Origin of the sequence: Nostoc sp. NZL (genome assembly GCF_015714705.1) — a bacterium.
In the GTDB taxonomy this organism is placed as follows: Bacteria; Cyanobacteriota; Cyanobacteriia; order Cyanobacteriales; family Nostocaceae; genus Nostoc; species Nostoc foliaceum_A.
The window spans coordinates 22,889-43,398 of sequence record NZ_WBKL01000175.1 but is presented as its reverse complement, the minus strand read 5'-3'; the positions used below and the strand labels follow the sequence as shown (position 1 = coordinate 43,398).

Genomic DNA, 20,510 nt, shown 5'->3' with positions numbered 1-20,510 from the left:
GGGACAAGGGGACAGGGGGACAAGAGGTGAGAACTTGAAACAAGTCTTTCCCCTTGTCCCCAATTCTCCTTGTCCCCAAGTCCTCTTCCCAATGCCCAATGCCCCATGCCCTCACTCCTCTACTGTGTCTTTCATTTCAACAGTCAAATTGGGGAGTCCCTCCAGTTTTTCTGTAGGCTCAACTTCTTCTACTAATGGCACAAAAATTTTCAAACCTGCTGGTACACACTTAATTTCTACTGGTGTTGTGCCTACGATTTCACCATCTAGAACAACTTTTTGTGGTGGCTCAGTCGTAATTTTAAATTGTTTGGCTCGTAGAAAGCCAATATCATTCCGTTCTACGGCGTTACCTGTAGAAGCCGTTTGAAATAGATGAAATGTAGCTGCGATCGCTCCTGCTTTGTTAGCTGGAGCTACGATCGTTAAATCTAGTAACCCATCATCATAAATCAGACCTGCTGGCCCTTGAGCCAAGACTGAAGTGGGAGGCGCGGCATTTGCTACTGTAACTGCACAGGCACTAGTTTTAATGATCTTGTCTTCAGTTTCAATTTCAACATCAAAGTTTTTTAAGTTTCTTAGTTGCTGGATTCCTGCCAAAACGTAGGCCATCATTCCAAAACGATTCTTGGCATCTCGGTCTGCCAATTCTACAGTTTCAGCTTCAAAGCCAATACCTGCCAAGAGCACCATTGGCCGATCGTTGCAATAGGCTACATCCACATTGCGGGTTCCTCCCTGCAAAATTGTTTGACACGCACCTGCGATCGTGTCAGGAATGTTTAAAGCTGTAGCAAAAGCGTTTGCTGTTCCTCTAGAAATGATCCCAAATGGAATGTCACTGCCTACTAGAGCCGCCGCCGCCGCCGAGAGAGTTCCATCTCCTCCCGAAGCAATAATTGCATCTACCCCTCGCTCTACCGCTGCATAGGCCAGTTCGTCAGCGTCGATTTCTTCAGTTGTAAGATAAATATCTAGGTCAATTTCTGGCTCTAATATTGCCCGAATTTCTGCCAGTTCTATGTCTGGGTCACCCTGACCGGCAACTGGATTAAAGATGAGACAGGCGGAACGATTCATAAAATATAAAAGCTAAACTTAGATCACTAAAATACCAAATTCTTTCTAGCATTCTTGTGAAATTTCGACTTCCTTCTGCCGACTGGTTTATCTTTTGTAAGCAGGTTAGAAGTCTTTTGTTTCGTAACTTAACAATGCTGACGTGTATTTTAGTATTTTTTGTCCTTACTTAAACAATAAAATTTTTGCCATGCGTCAATTCTTACTAGTTTTAGCAAGTATGCTAACTCTCAGCAGTTTAGATACCCCCACCATGACAATAGCAGGCACAACGCCTAATTTATCCGATATGCGCTTAGTTCAAAAGCTCAACTGCCATAATCCTCAAACTCAAAGAGCAATTAATGAATGCACGAAGTTATCTTATCAAAATGTAGATAAAAAACTGAATCAAGTTTATCAACAATTGCTACCTACCTTAGAAAGGTCTAGAAAACAGAAATTGATTGCTGCACAGCAAGCATGGATAAAGTTTCGGGATACCAATTGTGAGTTTGAAAGAAGCAGATATGAGGGAGGAAGTATTGCCCCTACAATTTATTTTGGTTGTCTAGAAAATGCTACAAAATTGCGTACCCAAGAATTACAGGAATATCTCAAATCCGACCCTTAAGTAGTTTAAGTAAATTATTTCACGAATTCGTAGCAAAAAAAAGCTGAAACTTCTGCGATCCTCTGCGCTAAATTTTATGCACCTCTGCGTTGAAAAAACTAATGTTTTTCAACTCAAAGTAAATGCATAGCACTTCGCCTTCCCACAGGGTAGGAACGCAGAGTTTTGCCAATAGCTGAATTCTTCTGAGGAGGGCTAAATATAACATTTTAGTTTAGTTGTTTAAGACGGTAGCCAATACCGTGAACTGTTTCAATAAAATCTTCAAAAGCTCCGGCTGCTTTGAGCTTTTGACGCAGACTTCTGAGATGAACTTTCACCGCATGTTCTTCTGGAGGAGACTCTAGCGACCAAATATGTTCAATAATCACGCTGCGACTAAGCACACGACGACCATTTCGCAGCAATAACTCTAATATTCCGTACTCTTTTGGGGTTAAATGTAGCATATTTTCGCCGTAACTCACTTCATAAGTGCTGGGGTTGAGGTGCAGATTTCCCCATTCTAAAATCGGCGGCGATGAAACATTACCTCGACGAAGCAAGGCGCGAATTCGGGCAAATAGTTCTTGCAAATCCACTGGTTTAACGACATAATCATCCGCTCCCGCATCGAGTCCGGTGATTTTATCGCTAACGGTATCACGAGCAGTCAGCATGAGAACAGGCATACTGTAGCTGTGCGATCGCAACCGATGACATAAACTAATTCCATCAAGTTCTGGCAACATCACATCCAGCAGCAGCAAATCATAATCCAGCATTTTAGCTTGATTCCATCCTGCCTCACCGTCTGTCACCACATCAACCATATAACGTTGGTCTGTAAGAGCTTCTGCTAAAGTTTCGGCAAGGCGTACATCATCTTCAACTAAGAGAATTCGCATAGCATTTTTTTTAACTATACAAGTTATCAGGACTTGCGCAAAATAATGAAAAAACGAACCGCATTCGCGCAGCGTCTCGTTAGAGAAGGACGCAAAGGACACAAAGGAATAAGAGTTTGAGAGAGTTATTGCGTAAGTCCTAGTTATGTTTAAAACTATTTGCGAACTCTCTTTGAGAAAATATTGCAAAAAGTAACAATTTCTAGTTTTCGTTGCTTCTTTCCGATTTCTTTACCATTTCCTGAGCGATTTCCTTACTTTTAGTATGTAATTTTCTATTCTATGTAGGTTTCTAATAACCTCCTTTAGACGTTCCCAAAGAACTCTATGTTTAGCCAGGAGATTTTCATAAAATGGCTTTTAGACCAAGTTCACGTTTAGGTGTCAGCCTGTTTGAAGACACTCACTCAACTGGAGGGGTACCTGGTTATTCGGCAGAAGAACTTGAAGCTCTCATCAGGGTTATATACAGACAGGTTTTAGGAAATGCGTATGTGATGGAAAGCGAACGGCTCACTGTTCCTGAGTCGCAATTTAAGCGAGGTGAAATCAGCGTCCGCGAGTTTGTCCGTTTGGTAGCAAAGTCTGAATTGTATCGTTCCCGGTTTTTTAGCAGTTGTCCTCGTTATCGGGCAATTGAGTTAAATTTTAGGCATTTGCTCGGTCGCGCTCCTATTGATTTGGAAGAAATGCGATCGCACAGTAATATTCTGGATGAAAAAGGCTTTGAGGCTGAAATTGATTCCTATCTCGACAGCAACGAGTACCAAGATACCTTTGGGGAAAACATTGTGCCTTATATTCGAGGCTACAAAACCGAAGTCTGTCAGAACATAGTGCAGTTTACCCATATATTCCAATTAGTCCGAGGTGCCTCTAGTAGCAGTCTCAAAGGCAACTTAGCAGGTAAAAAACCTCGGTTGAATAGTTTGGTAATTCAAAGTACCCCTACCCCTGTGGTTTCACCTGCTAGCGATGGTGCAACATTCCGTAATCCACCACTTGGCTCCAGAACCCTTCATGGTGTAGCAGCTAGTGATGAAGGTAAGGTGTATCGATTGGAAGTCACTGGTTATCGGGCAAATACAGTAAACCAGATTTCTCCATTTCGCCGCAGCAACCAAGTCTATCTTGTGCCCTTTAATAAACTATCGCAAGAGTATCAACGGATTCACCAGCAAGGCGGTGTGATTGCCAGTATCACCCTAGTTAACTAGTAAAATGCCCCATGCCCAATCCCTTTAAATCTCTAGCTTTAATATGCCTATACCTTTGTTAAATTACTCCCCTTCATCTCGAAATCACCGTGTATCTGGATATGAGATTCTTGGCGACGAGCAACCTAGAATTTATACAGCCGAACATCTGCCATCATCAGTAGAAATGGATGCCTTAATTACGGCAGCCTATCGCCAGATTTTCCACGAACAACAGATGCTAGATTGCAACCGCCAACCCTTTTTAGAATCCCAACTGAGAAATGGTCAAATCACAGTCAGGGATTTCATTCGAGGGTTAGCAATATCTGATGCATTTCGGCGACTTAATTACGAAAGCAATAACAACTATCGCTTTGTGCAGATATGCGTGCAGCGCTTCTTGGGCCGTGAAGTTTACAATGAACGCGAAAAACTAGCCTGGTCGATTGTGCTAGCTACCAAAGGACTAGAAGGATTTATCGACGCTTTGGTGGATAGTGGGGAATACATTAGTAACTTTGGTTACAATACGGTTCCCTATCAACGGCGACGGATTTTACAAGGACGCTCTCAAGGTGAATTACCTTTTGCTAGGATGGCTCGTTACGGCGAAGATTATCGGGACAAATTGCCGCTTCCCATCACGAGAAAGCAGATTGAGCCTTTTAATTTACAAACCTTCCTACGCAGTTCTGACAGGGATGTAGTGTTATGGCTATTAGCTTCACTGCTGGGAGTGATTGTCTTGTTTACTTGGCTAACTGCTTTTGGTTATTTGCCAAAATTCGGCGGATACTAGCTGAGAATTAAGCGGAGTGCGATCGCTATATTAGGCGATCGCACTCAACTTTTGAAAAAGGCAGAATAGGTCATTAAGCGTTTTTCATTGCATCTCTGCATGAAACAAAAATGATTTATGCAAGAAGTTGATTCATATAAAAACCGATGTAAACAATGCATTCATATCAAATTCTTTGAAGCAAAACAATGTTGCCGCCACAAGCGCATAAAAAGCTCCAATGTTGGATAAGAAGTCGCCATTTAATTTGTTCAGGCCATTTTTTTATATTTGAAACTATAGACTATTCTTGCGTTGAGAGATTTACTGAGTGTATAGTCGCGCTAGAAGGAACATTAATTTCTGTTGAGCCGGTTGACAAAATTTGGATGGGCGATCATCGTCAAGTTTTTCTTTATCGTGTCAAAGCCAGCTTATTTACACCTTGTCATCAGTTAAGGCAATACTGGTTTAAGTATGGTGGTTTCTACACTAGATTTGATAAAAATTGTTAAAAGTTTTTGATATCTAGCGACTTCTATGATTATGTTACGATCTCAGATAATAGGTGATAAAAAAGTGCCTTTATGACCGTAACTACAGCGAAGTGGACAATAGATGAATATCACCATATGATCGCGGCGGGTATCCTAGATGATCGGCGTGTGGAACTACTAAAGGGAGAAATAGTAGATATCTCACCGGAAGGAGAACCTCATGCCTACTTCAGTAGTGAAGCTGGGGAGTACCTGATTCAACTTTTAGGCACTCGCGCCACGATTCGCCCCAGTAAACCGATTACGCTTCCTAACAAGTCTGAACCTGAGCCTGATATTGCTGTTGTACAAAGATTGGTACGTGAATATTTAGAACATCATCCCTATCCTGAAAATATCTTTTGGTTGATTGAATATTCAGATTCCAGCTTAGATAAGGACTTAAAAATAAAAACCACAGTCTATGCTGAAGTAGAGATTCCTGAATATTGGGTAGTTAATCTTAAAAAACGACAACTTGTAGTATTTCGAGATCCTCAAGATGGAGAGTATGCCTCAAAAACTACATTAACTGGAGGTAAAATTTACCCACAAGCATTTCCAGATTTGGCTATATCAGTGAGTTACATCGTGAGTATTTAGAAGTAGAAACGAAAAAAGCCACTAACACGATTATTTACAGATCCATTTAACATGGCTTTCTCACTCTGATTTCATCTTTAACCAGCCAAATACCTGTTCAACTGTCAACTTTAAATCAATACCATCTAGAACAGCCAAGCTATCTTCTTTATGACAAAATTCTGGTTGTTGATGTGGTTTAAATACAATAACTGATCGGTCATCAGGATCAATCAACCATCCTAGCTGACAACCATAATTTAAACAGTGTAAAATATTGCTTGTAACACGATTGGAACTCTGATCTGGAGAGAGAATTTCAATTGTCCAATTAGGAGCAATTAGCACATCATCTACAGGTTCTCCGTTTTCGTCAAACTCAATTTGTTGCCAACGAATAACCGCCACATCTGGAACAATTGACCGACCACCAAAAGTACAACGCAACTCTGGAAAAGCATAAGCTATTTGCTTTTTTTCTGTGACTTCGTTAATCCCATTAATCAACTTAGCCTGAAGTCGGGAGTGGCGGGTTTTCGGCATTGGTTTCTGGATAATCTCACCATCAATATAAATACTTGCAGGCTTTGTTTCTGGCAACTTGAGAAACTCTTCCAGGGTTAGGGATGCAGATTTTGCAACACTCATAACTTCTGCTACTCCGAAAGTCCTACATTCAGTTTATCAACGTTCACAACTAATGGATGAGCAGAAAACAGTAAACTAAACCAGATGCCTCTAATCTTTCCTGTCTATACCCATGACCGATTTTAGCGTTATCAATCTCGCCTCCATCGGTGTTGGCTTTAGCATTATTGCCTTGGGAGTAATTTACTATTTTCTCAACTTAGAAGTAACTAGACGGCAACGAGCAGAAGTGGTGCTGCGGCAACAAACTGAGCGAGAGCGACTAGTAAACCAGATCGCTCAACATATCCGTGAGTCTTTGGAGTTAGAAGAGGTTCTTACTACCACCGTTGCCGAAGTGCGCGAGTTTCTCCAAGCAGATCGGGTGCTAATTTATCGCCTTTGGGAAGATGGCACAGGTAGCGCAATTACCGAAACAGTTCTACCTGAGTACACAAAAATTTTGGGAGAAACCTTTCCACAAGAAGTGTTTCCTAGAGAGTACCATCAAGCTTATTCATTAGGAAAAACCCGTGCGATCGCTAATGTTGAACAAGCAGATGTAGAACCATGTTTAGCAGACTTCCTGAAACAGTTTGGTGTCAAAGCAAAGTTGGTAGTGCCAATTTTACAAGAAAATCGGCAAGCGGATAAACAACGAGATAGTAAAACTCCTGCTTCTCCCCCTTATCTTTGGGGCTTATTGATTGCCCATCAGTGCGATCGCACCCGCGTATGGGAATCCTGGGAAATTGAGTTGATGAAGCAACTTGCAACCCAGGTTGCGATCGCCATCCAACAATCCGAACTTTACAAACAGCTGCAAACACTCAACGCTGAATTAGAACACCGCGTTCAACAACGGACTCAAGAGTTAGCTAAAGCCAATGTCTCTCTCCGAGCAGAAATTGCTGAACGTCAGCGCACTCAAGCGGCGCTGCAAGCTCTAATTACTGCCTCTCCTCGCGCCATCTTCACACTTGATTTAGAAGGGAATGTGAAAATCTGGAATCCTGCTGCGGAACGCATGTTTGGCTGGACAGAAGCGGAGGTAATTAACCGGCCTAACCCAATTTTTTTAGATGACCAATTAGAGGAATACAATACTCTCCAACAGAGCATTTTGCAAGGAACAACTTATACCAGAGTCGAATTGCGCCGTTTTAAAAAAGATGGCACTGCGATCGATATAGTTTTCTCTGCTGCTCCCTTGCATGATAGTGACGATAGTATCAACGGGATGGTGGCAGTGATTGCTGATATTACACACCAAAAGAAGCAGGAAGAACAGGTACGTTTGCTGCAATCTGTAGTTGTAAATACTAATGATGCTGTCGTTATCACTGAAGCCCAACCCATTGGCGAACCTGGGCCGAATATTATTTATGTTAATGAAGCATTCACCCGAATCACAGGTTATAGCCTGGAAGAAGTCTTAGGTAAAACGCCCCGTATCCTTCAAGGAGCGAAAACAAGTCGGGCTGAACTGGATAAAGTCTGGACAGCTCTATCTCGTTGGGAAACAGTCACCGTTCAGGTAATTAACTACCGCAAAGATGGCTCTGAATTCTGGAATGAGTTCAGCATCGTCCCCGTAGCCGATCAAACCGGCTGGTATACTCACTGGATATCAGTACAACGTGACATTACCGGGCGCAAGCGGTTAGATGAAATTCGGATGGCACTAGAGCGAGAGAGAGAACTCAGCGTCCTCAAAACACGCTTTTTCTCAATGGCATCTCACGAGTTTCGCACTCCTCTAAGTACTGCCTTAGCAGCTGCTCAATTGCTAGAGAACTGTCAGGATGAATGGGATAACTCTTCTAAGCGACTGAGGAACTTGCAGCGAATTCAACTCTCTGTCAAAAATATGGTTCAAATATTAGACGATATTTTGACCATCAATCGAGCCGAAACCGGAAAACTGGAATTTAATCCCAAACTCCTAGATTTAGAAGAATTCTGTGGTTATTTTGTCGAAGAAATGCGCCTAAGTACAGATGAGAGACACACACTGAGTTTTGTTTGCCAAGGAAAAGCTGTTCCTGCTTTGGTGGATGAAAGGTTGTTGCGTTCCATTTTGTCTAATTTGCTGCTGAATGCGATTAAATATTCTCCTCAAGGAGGGAATGTTGATCTAAGTCTGGAGTTTAAATCAGATACAGTGATTCTCCAGGTTCAAGATCAGGGTATTGGAATTCCGCTAGCAGATCAAAAGCAGCTGTTTGAGCCGTTTCATCGTGGCAAGAATGTCAGAAGCATTCCTGGTACAGGATTAGGATTGGTTGTGGTGAAGAAGTGTGTAGATTTACACCAGGGTGATATTAATATCACTACTGAAGTAGGAATTGGTACAACTTGTGCGATCGCTCTCCCATTAGAAGGTAAGTCTAATTAGTATTGTTCGAGATTCCTAAAACCAGCTTTTGGTAAAGAATTGTAATCCAAAATCGCAAATCTAAAACCCAAAATTAGTATGAGTCCCTGACTACGGTAGTCTAGATGAGAGTGAATTTATCGCCTAGTTTGATATATTGTTTTATGACTTCAGTTGTTTCTCCCCCACGCACTATTCGGATTGGTTCGCGCAAAAGCCAACTTGCTCTGGTTCAGACCTACTGGGTACAAGAGCAACTCCAGCAAAGCTTTCCCGATATCACTTTTGAAGTCCACACCATGTCTACCCAAGGCGATAAAATCTTGGATGTAGCATTAGCTAAGATTGGCGATAAAGGACTTTTTACTAAAGAACTTGAACTCGGAATGCTCAATCAGGAGATTGACTTTGCCGTTCATTCTCTCAAGGATCTGCCAACTCATTTACCAGAAGGCTTAACACTGGCAGCAATTACTGAACGGGAAAATCCAGCAGATGCATTAGTGGTGCATGAAAAGCACAAAGATAAACAAATCGATACCTTGCCAGAAGGTGCAGTAATTGGTACATCTTCACTGCGGCGGTTAGCACAGTTACGCCATCACTTCCCCCACTTTACTTTTAAAGATGTGCGGGGAAACTTGATTACACGGTTGGCAAAACTGGATGCAGGTGAGTATGATGCTTTGATTTTGGCAGCAGCAGGGTTAGAAAGATTGGGAATGAGCGATCGCGTTCATCAAGTCCTCCCCAAAGAAATCTCCCTCCACGCCGTTGGACAAGGTGCTTTAGGAATAGAATGCCGTGCTGATGATAGTGAATTGCTATCTCTACTCAAAGCGATCGAACATCCCGAAACACGCGATCGCTGTCTCGCCGAACGCTCTTTTTTACGCTCTTTAGAGGGCGGCTGTCAAGTACCTATTGGTGTAAATACAGAAATATCTGGTGATAATTTGACCTTAACAGGCATAGTTGCCAGTGTAGATGGTCAAAAGCTGGTAAAAGATACCGTCACAGGGAAAGCTAACAATGCCGAAGGGCTAGGCAAAGAACTAGCAGAAGTGTTGCGGCAGCAGGGAGCGCAAGAAATTTTAGAAGAAATTTTTGCAGTGATTCAGCGCGGTTCCTAACCAATTGGGCAAGCCGATGTGATTAGATAAGAATTGATCGCCGTTGCACCAAAGACGCGACAAATCGCCTTGGTCGGGATCAGAAAGTTAATTTGACAAATATAGAGAGAATCGGGGAAGCAAAAATTACCATGCGGATTCTATTTGTTGCAGCAGAGGCAGCACCCATTGCAAAAGTAGGAGGAATGGGTGATGTCGTCGGGGCATTACCCAAAGTCCTGAGAGAAATGGGGCATGATGTGCGGATATTCTTGCCTTACTATGGCTTCCTGCCAGACAAAATGGAAATTCCCAAAGAACCCATCTGGCGGGGATCTGCGATGTTCCAGGAATTTGCTGTTTATGAAAGCGTTCTGCCTGGTACTGATGTTCCCTTGTACTTATTTGGACATCCCGTTTTCCTACCCCGCCGGATTTATTCTGGAGATGATGAAGACTGGCGGTTCACCTTTTTTTCCAATGGTGCAGCGGAGTTTGCCTGGAATTACTGGAAGCCAGAAATTATCCACTGTCATGATTGGCATACGGGGATGATTCCCGTGTGGATGCACCAAGATCCTGATATCACCACAGTATTTACCATTCATAACCTGGCTTATCAAGGGCCGTGGCGTTGGTATTTAGAGAAAATTACTTGGTGTCCCTGGTATATGCAAGGACACAACACAATGGCTGCGGCGGTACAATTTGCCAATAAGGTAAATACAGTTTCGCCCACCTATGCAGAGCAAATCAAGACAGCTACTTACGGTGAAACATTAGAAGGTTTGCTGTCTTTTATTAGCGGTAAATTATCTGGGATTATCAACGGGATTGATACTGAAGTTTATAATCCAGAAAATGACAAATACATTGCTCAAACCTTCACTGCTGATAGTTTAGAGAAACGCAAGGCTAACAAAATTGCTTTGCAAGAAGAAGTAGGATTAGAAGTCAATTCCAAAGCCTTTTTAATTGGGATTGTCACCCGATTAGTAGAACAAAAAGGCATTGATTTGATATTGCAAATCCTTGATCGCTTCCTCTCTTATACAGATGCACAATTTGTGTTGTTAGGAACAGGCGATCGCTACTATGAAACTCAGATGTGGCAATTAGCATCTCGCTTTCCCGGACGCATGGCAACTTACTTGCTGTATAACGATGCCCTGTCTCGCCGGATCTACGCTGGTACTGATGCCTTCTTAATGCCCAGTCGTTTTGAACCATGTGGTATTAGCCAAATGATGTCTTTGCGCTACGGTTCTGTGCCCATTGTCCGCCGCACAGGTGGATTAGTTGATACCGTAACCCATCACGACCCCGAAAATGCAGCAGGTACGGGTTATTGCTTTGACCGCTATGAACCCCTAGACCTTTTTACCTGTATGATCAGGGCTTGGGAAGGCTTCCGTTTCAAACCACAATGGCAAGAACTACAAAAACGGGGCATGAGTCAAAATTTTAGTTGGCATCAATCTGCCAAAGAGTACGTGAAGTTGTACAGGTCAATTTACGGTTTGCCAGAAGAAGAGGAGACACCACAACCAGAGTTAGTGTTAAACGAAGCAGTCACTAATAACAAGTCATAAACCCCTGTAGAGGTGTACAGATGTATGCACCTAATTTTTTGGACTCATGATAGCATTGTTCAGATTAGCCTATTATCTGAAGATGCTAATCATGAGTTTTTTTTGTTTCTGAAACAATCCAAAATCTAAAATCTAAAATTGAATGACTTCTAACTATTGATTACTTGTGGCTTTCGCCTTAATTAACCAGTCACTATCGTGAGCGCAAATTTCCTGACCGGACGAGTCTCCTAAGCGGTCTAACGCCCATAAACAAGCATATTTTAAGTCCCAAATCGGCGTATTTAGGCAAATTTTGAGTTCAGGAATTGCTCGTGAATCACCCAATTCACCAAGAGCGATCGCACAAGCAGCACGGGATTTCTGAAACTGAGGTTCACGGTTGTGCAGGTTTTCTATTAACAAATCATAGGCGGGAGCATATTTCAGCCAACCGAAAAGTTTCATCACATGATAATGAGCGCCATAATCGTTATATCCCTTGTCTAAATAAGTTGCTAGAAGTGCTTCGGGTGCTTCTTGTGCATAGATATCCAGTAAGGTTTTTGTTGCTAAATAACAGCGTCCAAAATCGGTTTCGTAGAGTTCGTTAATTACAAAATCCAGAACAGGGGTAGCATCATACTCATGTACTAGATCAAGGTCATTGGGATGGTCATAGAGTACTTGCTCTAAGTAAGGTTGAATTTCTGTGAAGGTAATTTCACCACTAGGAACGCCTGCATCCAAAAGCATTCGCAATCCTCGGAGTCGGAACACCAGAGATACAGGACAACGAGCAATTTCTGGGATGGCTTTGTAGTAACGTGAATCAATCAGGTCTTGAATGCAACCGCGCCGTGCATTGACGCTGGAACTTTGCAGCAGCGCCATCACCTCAGTGATTTGGGAGTAATCACCTGTGAACCGACAAACTGTAGCGATCGCAGCACTACGGGTAGGTTCATCCTCAACTTGAGTAAATTTCCGTACACGTTCTAGAGACGGTTGATAGTCAGCATTAGCTAGGGTATGAATAATTACTCGATAGATTTGACCTGGTTTATCCAGCAATTGGGCCATCTCTTCAAAGATTTCTGGATCTTTAGTCCCGATTTCTCCGATCGCCCACACGGTATTTTCGACAGTATAAATATCATCATCTTTAAGACACTGCCTAATTACAGGTAAAGCTGATTCGGCCTGCAATCGCCCCAGACTTTCTACAGCTTTGCGTCGGACAATCCGGTGATCTAATTCATCAGGGTTACTGGTTTCAATTGCCCGTACCAAAGCTGCGATCGATTGCTCGGTGGGATAATTAATCAGATGGGAAACAGCAATATACTTATCAGAAGCGTCTTCGAGTTGTTCTAATGGTGTATCGATAATTGCGATCGCTTGTTCTTCTGTTAGCCCAAACATTTTAAAAAAACGTTTATCCATTGATCTGTAAATTGCTCTTGGATAATTGCTCAGATGTCACCTTTACTATCGTACTAGGGAGTGGGGACTGGAAAATAGCGGTAAATTATGTTTGGGGATTGAACTACTAAAAAATGCAGTTGCTAGTTAGGTTGGAGTTTACACCAAAATAAAATAAAATTCGCTCACTGAGCTAGTCAGTTGTAATTGCGATGTCTAACGACAAGCCACTTTGCGTCTACGCAGCCATTTGAGGATGAGAAGAACAAATATGAGTGATTACTTAGATGACTACGAATTTAATAATCTCGATTTTTACAGAAAAAATCATGGGTTACAGCTTTATTACAACTGGTCTGGGGAAATTTGCTGGCAAGAAACACCAGAAAAGCCAAAAGAAAAGTTATTTTCTATTATTGGAATGAATGCTACTAAGGTATTTATCAAGCCTGATTCTGAGTACGGCGAAGTCGGGTATCGCATTAATAGAGAATTGGGTTTATTTTGTGACCCGGATACTCAAGAGATTCTCCACTTTTGGAAGTCACCAACAGCAAGTCAATCAGTACCAGTAGTCCACATTGCTAACCGCATTGTCCAAGGCTCAGTCAAACCAAAGAAATTTGTCATACCCAAAGGCAGTGGATATATTACCTCTGTGATGGAAATTCCTTTAGAATACCCACATCCCTTAGCAGGAGATAGCAAATATTCAGACTATTGTCCTGGAGAAAAGTTTAAGGGAATTGAGTACTTTATATCAAATACTTGCCGACCAGATGCAACTGAAGTCCCTCCTGCTAGGTGGGCGAGGGACTGTCCTTGGTTACCGTGGATGAAATTAGGATATGCCCATCCAGCTAAATTAAGATTTGAAACAACAATATTTAGAGTAGATTCTTTTGAGCAGCTTCATCCTAGCTTGGTCAAGCTGGTGAGGGAAAAAGTACCAATTTATGAATTCACGCCAACGGAAAGTGATGAACCGAATGTGACGAGCATTCAATACTTTAAGAAAAACTTTGAGTCCTACTTGCGGGGAGATATTTTTCCATTAGAGGAAAGCTGTTGAGCAGTTTTTGTATAGTGCTAAGTAAGTCAGTGCAATAAAACCAAACTATGTAAATAAAAGTAAATAAAGCTCAAACTCTTTCTCTCCCTGCCCCCTGCCTTATTGCAACAATAATTATTTACGCCGACTTACTTGTATCATGCTGTGCGATGTCTACAACGGGCTACGCCTACGCACTTCAATCAAAAAAGCTTAAAATACTTATCAAAACTTGGTTTGAAGGCTATGGTTGAGTTCTATTTTTGAAGATTTTCGTCAAAAGCTTTACCAGTGGTTACACGATCTGAGAAGATCGGAATATATGCATTTGTCAGCTATTTAGTTAGTTGCCTCTTGCCAATTGTTCGGTTTTATGTAAAGGCTAAGTGCTGGTCTTTAGCGAGTAACCAAATACAAATGATAGTGGAATACTGACCACACATCATTCATATAAACACGTATTTAGGAAACAAAAGTTATGGATGAAACCTCAGAACTCACAACAACCGATAACGTAACCGCTCAAGATGTAGCAGAGGTTATTGAAGAGCTTGAGCAGTATCGGGAACGTCTAGTTCAAGAAACTACAGAAACGGCAAAACGGGCTAAGTTGATGAGAGTAAATGTTGTGGCAAAACTGGAGCCTGAGCTTGCTAAGATTGATTCTGCTCTCCAAGAACTCCGTAATCAACAGGCTGCTCTCAGTGCTAGTAATTAGTCAATTATCTTGATAATTTAGCTATAAGTCACATGCTCAACTCCGAAACTCAATCCGGGGCGGATTCATTAAATCTGTCTCAGGCAGAAACTGATGCTTTACTTGCAGCAGTCAGTGAGCAATTAGCCTTAAAAACCTTTAACCCCAATGACCAAGAGCTAGTCAAGCGAATGGTTGAAAGTATGGGAGACTCACGGGGGATGGTTAGGTTGAGTTTTGCAGAGGCATTGGGTAAAATCGGTAAACCAGCGACCCCTTTATTGATGGAAGCTGTGGCAAATCACCCAAACCCAGTTGTACGCAGAGCCAGCGCCAAAACCCTAACACTTATCGCTGACCCGATCGCAGTTCCCACCTTGGTCAACGCTCTGTTAAATGATGAAGATACAGTGGTCAAAACCTCGTCGGTGGGGGGGCTTGCCAAGATAGGTGAGGCAGCTGTGCCAGCATTGCTGAAAATCTTAGCGTCAACCGAATATCCAGAAAGTGCCAAAGGACATGCGGTATGGGCGTTGGGATTTATTGGGGCAGAGGCAAAAGAGCATTTATATCGAGAGATTAACTCAGACTCGGCTGAGGTTCGAGCTGCGGTAGTGGGTGCGATCGCTAAAATTGCTCAAGAAAGCACTGAAGAAGCAGCATTTAATATTTTAGTTAACGCTCTCACCGATCCATCTGAAATTGTGAGGTGTGAAGCAGCATCTGCTTTGGGTAGCCTTAGCTATCAACCAGCAATTCCTAACCTCGTTGAGTTACTGCATCATGCCGATTGCGATACTCGAAAAGCGGCAGCTCTGGCATTAATGAAAATTGGCGATCGCACTGCCTTAGAACCCCTGCAAGCCGCATTAACCGTGGAAGAAGAAGCGGGGGTTCAGGCGGTGATCAAGTTGGCGATTTCTCAAATTGAGAGACAGTTAGAGGAAGATACTTGGGAATAGGGCGATGCACGCTTACAACTTGACATACTCCTCTCGTTTTGAGAGTATTTAATTAGCAATTAGTTTTTTGTTGATTGATGAATATGGACAAAGAACCTAGAGACAAATGCATCTGATTGCGATTCGTAACCTCCGCATTGATGCTGCCCAGTACCCCGATGTCAAAAAGCAACTTGACGAATGGTACGCAACTGTTAAGAAAGTAGAATGGCAGAACTTGGAGGACGTTCATCAAATTTATCGGGATGCTGAAGCGGTTGGAAATTTTACTGTCTTTAATATCAAAGGGAATGACTATCGCCTGATTGTCGGTATTGACTACGAAAACCAAACGGTTTATTACAAATACTTTCTAACTCATGCCGAATATGACAAAGGTAAATGGAAAAATGACCCTTACTTTTGACCAAGTTGCTTATAGTAGTCTGCTAGCTGAAGTTGCTCCCAAGGTGATTGAGACAGAAGAAGAGTACGATCGCGTCCTAGCTGTAGCAGAGCGCCTAACATTTTGCAAGAACCGCACTCCAGAAGAGCAAGCTCTGCATAAGCTGATAGTAACCCTGATTGAAGTGTATGAGGGACAGAACTATCCAATGGATAAATCTGCACCGCATGAAATTCTCCAGCACATTATGGAAGCCAGCGACACCCGTCAAGCTGACTTAGTGGGCATTATCGGGTCGAGTGGCGTGGTATCTGAGGTTGTAAACGGTAAGCGGTCGATTAGTAAGGCGCAAGCTAAGGCACTTGGAGATTACTTCAAGGTGGCACCCAGTTTGTTCATCTAATATATCCGTCCTACAGGGATTGATAAAGTAGTTGTATAAAAGAGCGATCGCTACGCTCTTTTATAGTTAATCACCTGACCCAATCGAGGCAAAGCACTCACTGCGGACTCTCGAACATATGGATCGACGGATTCATCATTTGTCAATGCCGTGAGTACTTCCACTCCTCGCATATCACCCATCGAACCGAGTGCATTGACGATTGCCACAGCCAGCGCCACATTATCTATAGTTTTCAGAGCCTCTGCCAAAATCTCAAAGGCAGGAGAACCAATTTCACCCAGCGCCATGACTGATGCAATATAAACAACCGCATTTGGATCATTAAGCGCTGTTTTCAATCCCTGTAAGCCTTGATCTGGAAAAGGAACATCGGGATGGTTCGCAGCAACCTGTGCTAACGCCTTAGCACAGCTACCCCGAATAGTCGCATTCTCGCTATTTACTAATGACTCTACCAGTGGTGGTACTGCATCTATACCAATAGCACCTAGTGCTTTTACCGCAGCTCGACGGTAAGTCACATCTTCTTCATCCAAAATACCCATCAGCCGAGGAATGGTATTTTCATCACGAACCTCAGCCAGTTCCCACATGGCTCGTTCCCGCAGATTGGGATTAGGGTGTTTCAACTGTTCAAATAGAGAATCTATGGTCATAAAAAAAATTTTCCTGTTTCAATCCCCCAAGTTAAATCATGAATTACGTTAGCGAGACCTTGAGCGTCATTACGAATTACGAATTACGAATTACGAATTACGAATTAGTAACAACTGAGGGACTCTTGGTCAATCACTCAACCAGATACAGGCAAAGCAACAGACTGAGAGTCCCTGAGTTTTAGAGTATGACTATCGCTCGTCTAGTCAATCCGCGTCACTATGACAGGGAGTTGATTACATAGTCGAGGAGAGCGCGGAACTCACCCAACGCTTGAGGAGACATGTCACGAGGAGAACAAGCGCGATCGCGAGTGTAAGTCAACGCGGTAACATAAGGAGCGGTAGGCAGAGCCAAAGAGCGATAAACTTCACGAGCGCCTGCAATACCCCACTCATCCAGAGGGCCAGTACCGCCCACAACCAAGCTGTAGTTGATCAAGCGTAGGTAGTGCTTGATGTCGCGGAGGCACTTTTCTTGCTTGACTTGGGTGCTGCCAGCTTCGCCTTCTTGGGTCAGGTAAGGATATTTCTTAAAGGCAGCATCATAAGCTTCCTTAGCTACGTTATCGATACCAGCAGCTAGCTTTTCAGCAGCTTCTAGACGAGCACTAGCACGCTGAATGCTACCTTGAACGGATTCTAGGTCAGAGGTGGTTGGAAAACGACCTGCTGCATCAGCAGATCCAATAACCGTAGTGATAACTGATTTCATTGCTTTTTATACTCCAGATTAGATTTGATCGAGTTTTAATTTCAGTTGGCTTGACTAATAGGCTTTAGCCGTTAGGAATTAGCAATTAGCTCAGAGCAGAAATAACGCGATCGAAGTAGCTAGCAGCTTCAGCAGCTAGAGCAGAGCAGTCGCCTTGAGGAGTGTCCAGCTTGCGGAACCTTTTACCAGCGTTAGCTTCAGTGTTGGTGTTGGTGATGTGAGCGACGCTGATAGCCTTCAGGATTTGGAAAGCGCGTACAGAAGATCCTGTGGGTACGCCCAAAGCTGTGTAGGTTTCTTTCAAACCGTTCAAAGCACGATCATCCAATACGGAAGAATCACCAGCCAACAGCGCGTATGTTACATAGCGCAGAACGATTTCAGCATCACGCAGGCAAGCAGCCATCCGGCGAGTGGGGTACAAGTTACCACCAGCTTGAAGCAGACCAGTGTTTTCACAAGCAATCCCAGCAATGGCATCAGAAACTGCACAGCTAGCGTTACTGGCGATCGCATTCACTGCATCAAGGCGCTTGTTGCCTTCAGCAATGAAATTTTTGAGAGATGCTAAGTCAGCACCACCGATAGGAGCGGTTTTGGCATCAGCCGCAATTACAGCTCTGGAAAAAGCATCAAGAACCATGAGTTCTCCTTAAATATTCACAAATGGCGGATATTATTTCTGGCATGTTCTCGATCAGATTAACTGCGAGTAGCCAAACAAAAACATAGGGGATCAATAGTACCCTAGTCTTTACTATGAGAGACAAAGTAATAATCTGTAATATTTACCTGTAACTTGGCTAGTCTGACAAAAAAGCCAAATTTAGCCTAAATGGGCAAAAAATTAAGACTTACGCGTTTCAATGGAACTCTGCCACTGCGTAAGTCTTAAGTAAAAATTTTCTTTTTTAGTTGATCAAGCTTGTTTGAGCAGATGTTTAACCAAATTATCTTTCACCATCATCTGCCGCAAAACTTCTAACAAAAATTCCTGAGCCTCTTCTTGGCTCAAATTCTTTACCTGATCTTTCAAATTTTGTAAGCGAAACTGTTGTTCTAAAGTTAGTTCGATTGGAAAGTCCATCATTCACTCCTCGGATTGACTGAATCGAAGGGTATTTGTTTTTACCACTAGTGTGAAGGCGTAGGCTGTCGTAGACACTGCTTTCTACTATTTTAGCACTGAGATATTAAAACGTCTATATTGTCAAGCCATAAGAAATTACACTCATAAAAGTTTACAATTGCATAACAACATATCAATCTCTCCCTTTGTAGGGAGTTTATTGAAGCTGATCACTAATCGCTGTAATGTTTAGAATGTTTATATACCAATAACTTTAAAAAGAAAGAACTCGAAAAACATCATCCGCAGGAGTAATAAGTAGGAGTCAGAAGATTGATAGACGCAATGGAATTTTTTCAGCTAAGTGCTGGTAAGTGGCGATCGCAACGTGCAACTCATCACCTGGCGTTCAAACGCTCAGAGACAGGAGAATCGGATATACAGGTAGAAACTTTAGATGCCAATCATCCAGAAATCATAGAACTGTGCCAGTATCATCAGATTGACCCCAGCCTTTCAGTAGGAGGATCACGGGTGCGTTGGCTAGGGACAATGGCTTGGGATAGAGAGGATGAAGAGAACCATCAAGGGAAAACCATATTTGCGATCGTGCCTGATGGCGATAACCCAAGGGCTGGCAAATTACTCCGCGAAAGAGGCTATGCCGAAATTGTGCCTGTAGTTGGTCTTTTCCACATGGATGATGAAGATGGACTAGTGTTGACAACCGAATACGAAACAATGAGTTCCATTGAGCGATTCTGGTTTGCCAGCCCAAATATGCGACTGCGAACCAGTACAGTAAAACGGTTTGGTGGCTTCAGCACGGCATCATTTTGTACCGAAACCCGCATTGAAACTTCTGTTGAGGCTTCCAGCCCAGAAAAAGTAACAGAAAAGCTTGGGGAGGATGTTCTGGAAAAAAGACAATTTTATTCAGTTTTGGGCTGGTGAATGATTCTTAAGCAGACCGATGCTTTTACTCGTGGACGAGATTATCTGCATCGGGTACAGGAACTTGCCCTAGAACCGGGTATGGTGGATGTGTTCGATAACCTGCGCGATCGCATCCCCATTTGCACTTGGATCGGCGAAAATATTAACACAGTTAACGCTCAGATCAACGCCTATCTAGAACTTTGTCATGAGTGCTTTCACCCCCAAGAGCGTCGCCATATCCAAATTTTTGCAGTCCCTATAGCTCAATCCTTCGGCATAGATGGGCTGTGCAACATTCTCACAAACCCAATCACTATTCTGGTAGATGTCGGTCGAATAGCACCTAGAGACTGGTTTGGTGTAGTCATCCATGAATACGCCCACGCCCATCTAGGAGATTTTGGTCACAATCAGCAGTTTGCTAACATCCTATCTCATCTATGTTTAGGGCTGGGACTGGAACCACCCTATTGGAGGGAAGGAATGGAAGCAACTTTGCGTAGCTGGCCTCACTGTAAGTCAACTATAGATCCTCTGGAATTTTGGATAGGTCACTGAAGAGGAGAGGGGGCAGGGGAAAATATTTTTGCTTGTCCCCATTCCCGATTAATTTCTTTTGCTAAATGTTAAAAATTATTGCTTCAGTTAAAAAAAGTGAAACTCAATCTCCTAATCTAAAATATGTAAATAAAGTTTTTTAGTCATTTACGTAGTCATTAAGCTGGAAGCCCCACTTAATTTTATTGATTAGCTATGGGTTAAATCCAGCAGACTAATTGTTCTTCCTAAGAATAGTTAAATTACCCTTAGTTAAGTTTCGTGAAATTTTATCAGAATCTG

22 protein-coding genes are annotated in these 20,510 nt (G+C 42.7%); 14 read left to right on the top strand and 8 right to left on the bottom strand.

Translation table 11 applies throughout. From position 1 onward, the window contains the following. Nucleotides 1-111: 111 nt before the first annotated feature. Nucleotides 112-1,083 carry a YegS/Rv2252/BmrU family lipid kinase gene (locus F8R90_RS26695; protein ID WP_196513184.1) on the bottom strand — a complete coding sequence of 324 codons (972 nt, stop codon included), beginning with the start codon at nucleotides 1,081-1,083 and terminating at the stop codon, nucleotides 112-114. 190 nt (nucleotides 1,084-1,273) lie between these two features. Between F8R90_RS26695 and F8R90_RS26690 the strand changes: the two genes are divergently transcribed. Further along, complete coding sequence (locus tag F8R90_RS26690; RefSeq protein WP_196513183.1) at nucleotides 1,274-1,696, top strand: lysozyme inhibitor LprI family protein; 423 nt, start codon at nucleotides 1,274-1,276, stop codon at nucleotides 1,694-1,696. A 209-nt stretch (nucleotides 1,697-1,905) separates the two neighbouring features. Here F8R90_RS26690 and F8R90_RS26685 read toward each other — a convergent pair whose 3' ends face one another. After that, complete coding sequence (locus F8R90_RS26685; RefSeq protein ID WP_196513182.1) at nucleotides 1,906-2,583, bottom strand: response regulator transcription factor; 678 nt, start codon at nucleotides 2,581-2,583, stop codon at nucleotides 1,906-1,908. Between the two features lie 353 nt (nucleotides 2,584-2,936). On the opposite strand from F8R90_RS26685, the gene F8R90_RS26680 reads away from it, so the two are divergent. The 3 genes from F8R90_RS26680 (at nucleotide 2,937) to F8R90_RS26670 (ending at nucleotide 5,699) form a co-directional block, all read left to right on the top strand. Further along, a complete protein-coding gene (locus F8R90_RS26680; protein WP_196513181.1) occupies nucleotides 2,937-3,800 on the top strand; it encodes a phycobilisome linker polypeptide in 864 nt (287 codons plus the stop codon). 43 nt (nucleotides 3,801-3,843) lie between these two features. Beyond that, nucleotides 3,844-4,581, top strand: coding sequence for a phycobilisome rod-core linker polypeptide (locus F8R90_RS26675; RefSeq protein WP_196513180.1), 738 nt, complete (start codon nucleotides 3,844-3,846; stop codon nucleotides 4,579-4,581). Between the two features lie 566 nt (nucleotides 4,582-5,147). Next, nucleotides 5,148-5,699, top strand: coding sequence for a Uma2 family endonuclease (locus F8R90_RS26670; RefSeq protein ID WP_196513179.1), 552 nt, complete (start codon nucleotides 5,148-5,150; stop codon nucleotides 5,697-5,699). Between the two features lie 60 nt (nucleotides 5,700-5,759). On the opposite strand, the gene F8R90_RS26665 is transcribed toward F8R90_RS26670, so the two are convergent. Continuing rightward, a complete protein-coding gene (locus tag F8R90_RS26665; RefSeq protein WP_196513178.1) occupies nucleotides 5,760-6,326 on the bottom strand; it encodes a Uma2 family endonuclease in 567 nt (188 codons plus the stop codon). A gap of 112 nt (nucleotides 6,327-6,438) precedes the next feature. On the opposite strand from F8R90_RS26665, the gene F8R90_RS26660 reads away from it, so the two are divergent. The 3 genes from F8R90_RS26660 to glgA all read left to right on the top strand — a co-directional run bounded on the left by F8R90_RS26660 (nucleotide 6,439) and on the right by glgA (nucleotide 11,386). Continuing rightward, nucleotides 6,439-8,703, top strand: a complete 2,265-nt coding sequence (locus F8R90_RS26660) for a sensor histidine kinase (RefSeq protein WP_196513177.1) — start codon at nucleotides 6,439-6,441, stop codon at nucleotides 8,701-8,703. A 143-nt stretch (nucleotides 8,704-8,846) separates the two neighbouring features. After that, nucleotides 8,847-9,815 carry a hydroxymethylbilane synthase gene (hemC, locus tag F8R90_RS26655; protein WP_196513176.1) on the top strand — a complete coding sequence of 323 codons (969 nt, stop codon included), beginning with the start codon at nucleotides 8,847-8,849 and terminating at the stop codon, nucleotides 9,813-9,815. Nucleotides 9,816-9,946: 131 nt separating this feature from the next. Continuing rightward, the gene (glgA, locus tag F8R90_RS26650; RefSeq protein ID WP_196513175.1) at nucleotides 9,947-11,386 is read left to right on the top strand and encodes a glycogen synthase GlgA; all 1,440 of its coding nucleotides are present in this window, start codon (nucleotides 9,947-9,949) and stop codon (nucleotides 11,384-11,386) included. Nucleotides 11,387-11,539: 153 nt separating this feature from the next. Here glgA and F8R90_RS26645 read toward each other — a convergent pair whose 3' ends face one another. Beyond that, nucleotides 11,540-12,811: a HEAT repeat domain-containing protein gene (locus F8R90_RS26645; RefSeq protein WP_196513174.1), complete on the bottom strand. Its 1,272-nt coding sequence runs from the start codon at nucleotides 12,809-12,811 to the stop codon at nucleotides 11,540-11,542. Between the two features lie 250 nt (nucleotides 12,812-13,061). Between F8R90_RS26645 and F8R90_RS26640 the strand changes: the two genes are divergently transcribed. The 5 genes from F8R90_RS26640 (at nucleotide 13,062) to F8R90_RS26620 (ending at nucleotide 16,288) form a co-directional block, all read left to right on the top strand. Next, complete coding sequence (locus F8R90_RS26640; protein ID WP_196513173.1) at nucleotides 13,062-13,862, top strand: DUF1838 family protein; 801 nt, start codon at nucleotides 13,062-13,064, stop codon at nucleotides 13,860-13,862. A gap of 457 nt (nucleotides 13,863-14,319) precedes the next feature. Next, nucleotides 14,320-14,559 carry a hypothetical protein gene (locus F8R90_RS26635; RefSeq protein ID WP_196513172.1) on the top strand — a complete coding sequence of 80 codons (240 nt, stop codon included), beginning with the start codon at nucleotides 14,320-14,322 and terminating at the stop codon, nucleotides 14,557-14,559. A 32-nt stretch (nucleotides 14,560-14,591) separates the two neighbouring features. Beyond that, entirely contained in the window at nucleotides 14,592-15,500 is a 909-nt protein-coding gene (locus F8R90_RS26630; protein WP_196513171.1) for a HEAT repeat domain-containing protein, read from the top strand. A 106-nt stretch (nucleotides 15,501-15,606) separates the two neighbouring features. Then, the gene (locus tag F8R90_RS26625; RefSeq protein WP_196513170.1) at nucleotides 15,607-15,906 is read left to right on the top strand and encodes a type II toxin-antitoxin system HigB family toxin; all 300 of its coding nucleotides are present in this window, start codon (nucleotides 15,607-15,609) and stop codon (nucleotides 15,904-15,906) included. Then, nucleotides 15,890-16,288 (top strand): helix-turn-helix domain-containing protein, encoded by a 399-nt coding sequence (locus F8R90_RS26620; protein ID WP_196513169.1) that lies wholly within the window; start codon nucleotides 15,890-15,892, stop codon nucleotides 16,286-16,288. Before F8R90_RS26625 ends, F8R90_RS26620 begins: the two co-directional genes overlap by 17 nt. Nucleotides 16,289-16,338: 50 nt before the next feature. On the opposite strand, the gene F8R90_RS26615 is transcribed toward F8R90_RS26620, so the two are convergent. The 4 genes from F8R90_RS26615 to F8R90_RS26600 form a co-directional block, all read right to left on the bottom strand. Then, on the bottom strand, nucleotides 16,339-16,947 hold the full coding sequence (locus F8R90_RS26615; RefSeq protein ID WP_196513168.1) for a HEAT repeat domain-containing protein: 609 nt from the start codon (nucleotides 16,945-16,947) through the stop codon (nucleotides 16,339-16,341). Between the two features lie 220 nt (nucleotides 16,948-17,167). Beyond that, the gene (locus tag F8R90_RS26610) at nucleotides 17,168-17,662 is read right to left on the bottom strand and encodes a bleomycin hydrolase (protein ID WP_196513167.1); all 495 of its coding nucleotides are present in this window, start codon (nucleotides 17,660-17,662) and stop codon (nucleotides 17,168-17,170) included. A gap of 85 nt (nucleotides 17,663-17,747) precedes the next feature. Next, entirely contained in the window at nucleotides 17,748-18,305 is a 558-nt protein-coding gene (locus F8R90_RS26605) for a bleomycin hydrolase (protein WP_196513166.1), read from the bottom strand. A 276-nt stretch (nucleotides 18,306-18,581) separates the two neighbouring features. Beyond that, complete coding sequence (locus F8R90_RS26600) at nucleotides 18,582-18,752, bottom strand: NblA/ycf18 family protein (protein WP_230966908.1); 171 nt, start codon at nucleotides 18,750-18,752, stop codon at nucleotides 18,582-18,584. Between the two features lie 315 nt (nucleotides 18,753-19,067). On the opposite strand from F8R90_RS26600, the gene F8R90_RS26595 reads away from it, so the two are divergent. Continuing rightward, nucleotides 19,068-19,685, top strand: a complete 618-nt coding sequence (locus tag F8R90_RS26595; protein ID WP_331000723.1) for a phycobiliprotein lyase — start codon at nucleotides 19,068-19,070, stop codon at nucleotides 19,683-19,685. Further along, the gene (locus F8R90_RS26590; protein WP_196513164.1) at nucleotides 19,686-20,228 is read left to right on the top strand and encodes a hypothetical protein; all 543 of its coding nucleotides are present in this window, start codon (nucleotides 19,686-19,688) and stop codon (nucleotides 20,226-20,228) included. It begins immediately after the preceding gene. Nucleotides 20,229-20,510 lie beyond the last annotated feature (282 nt).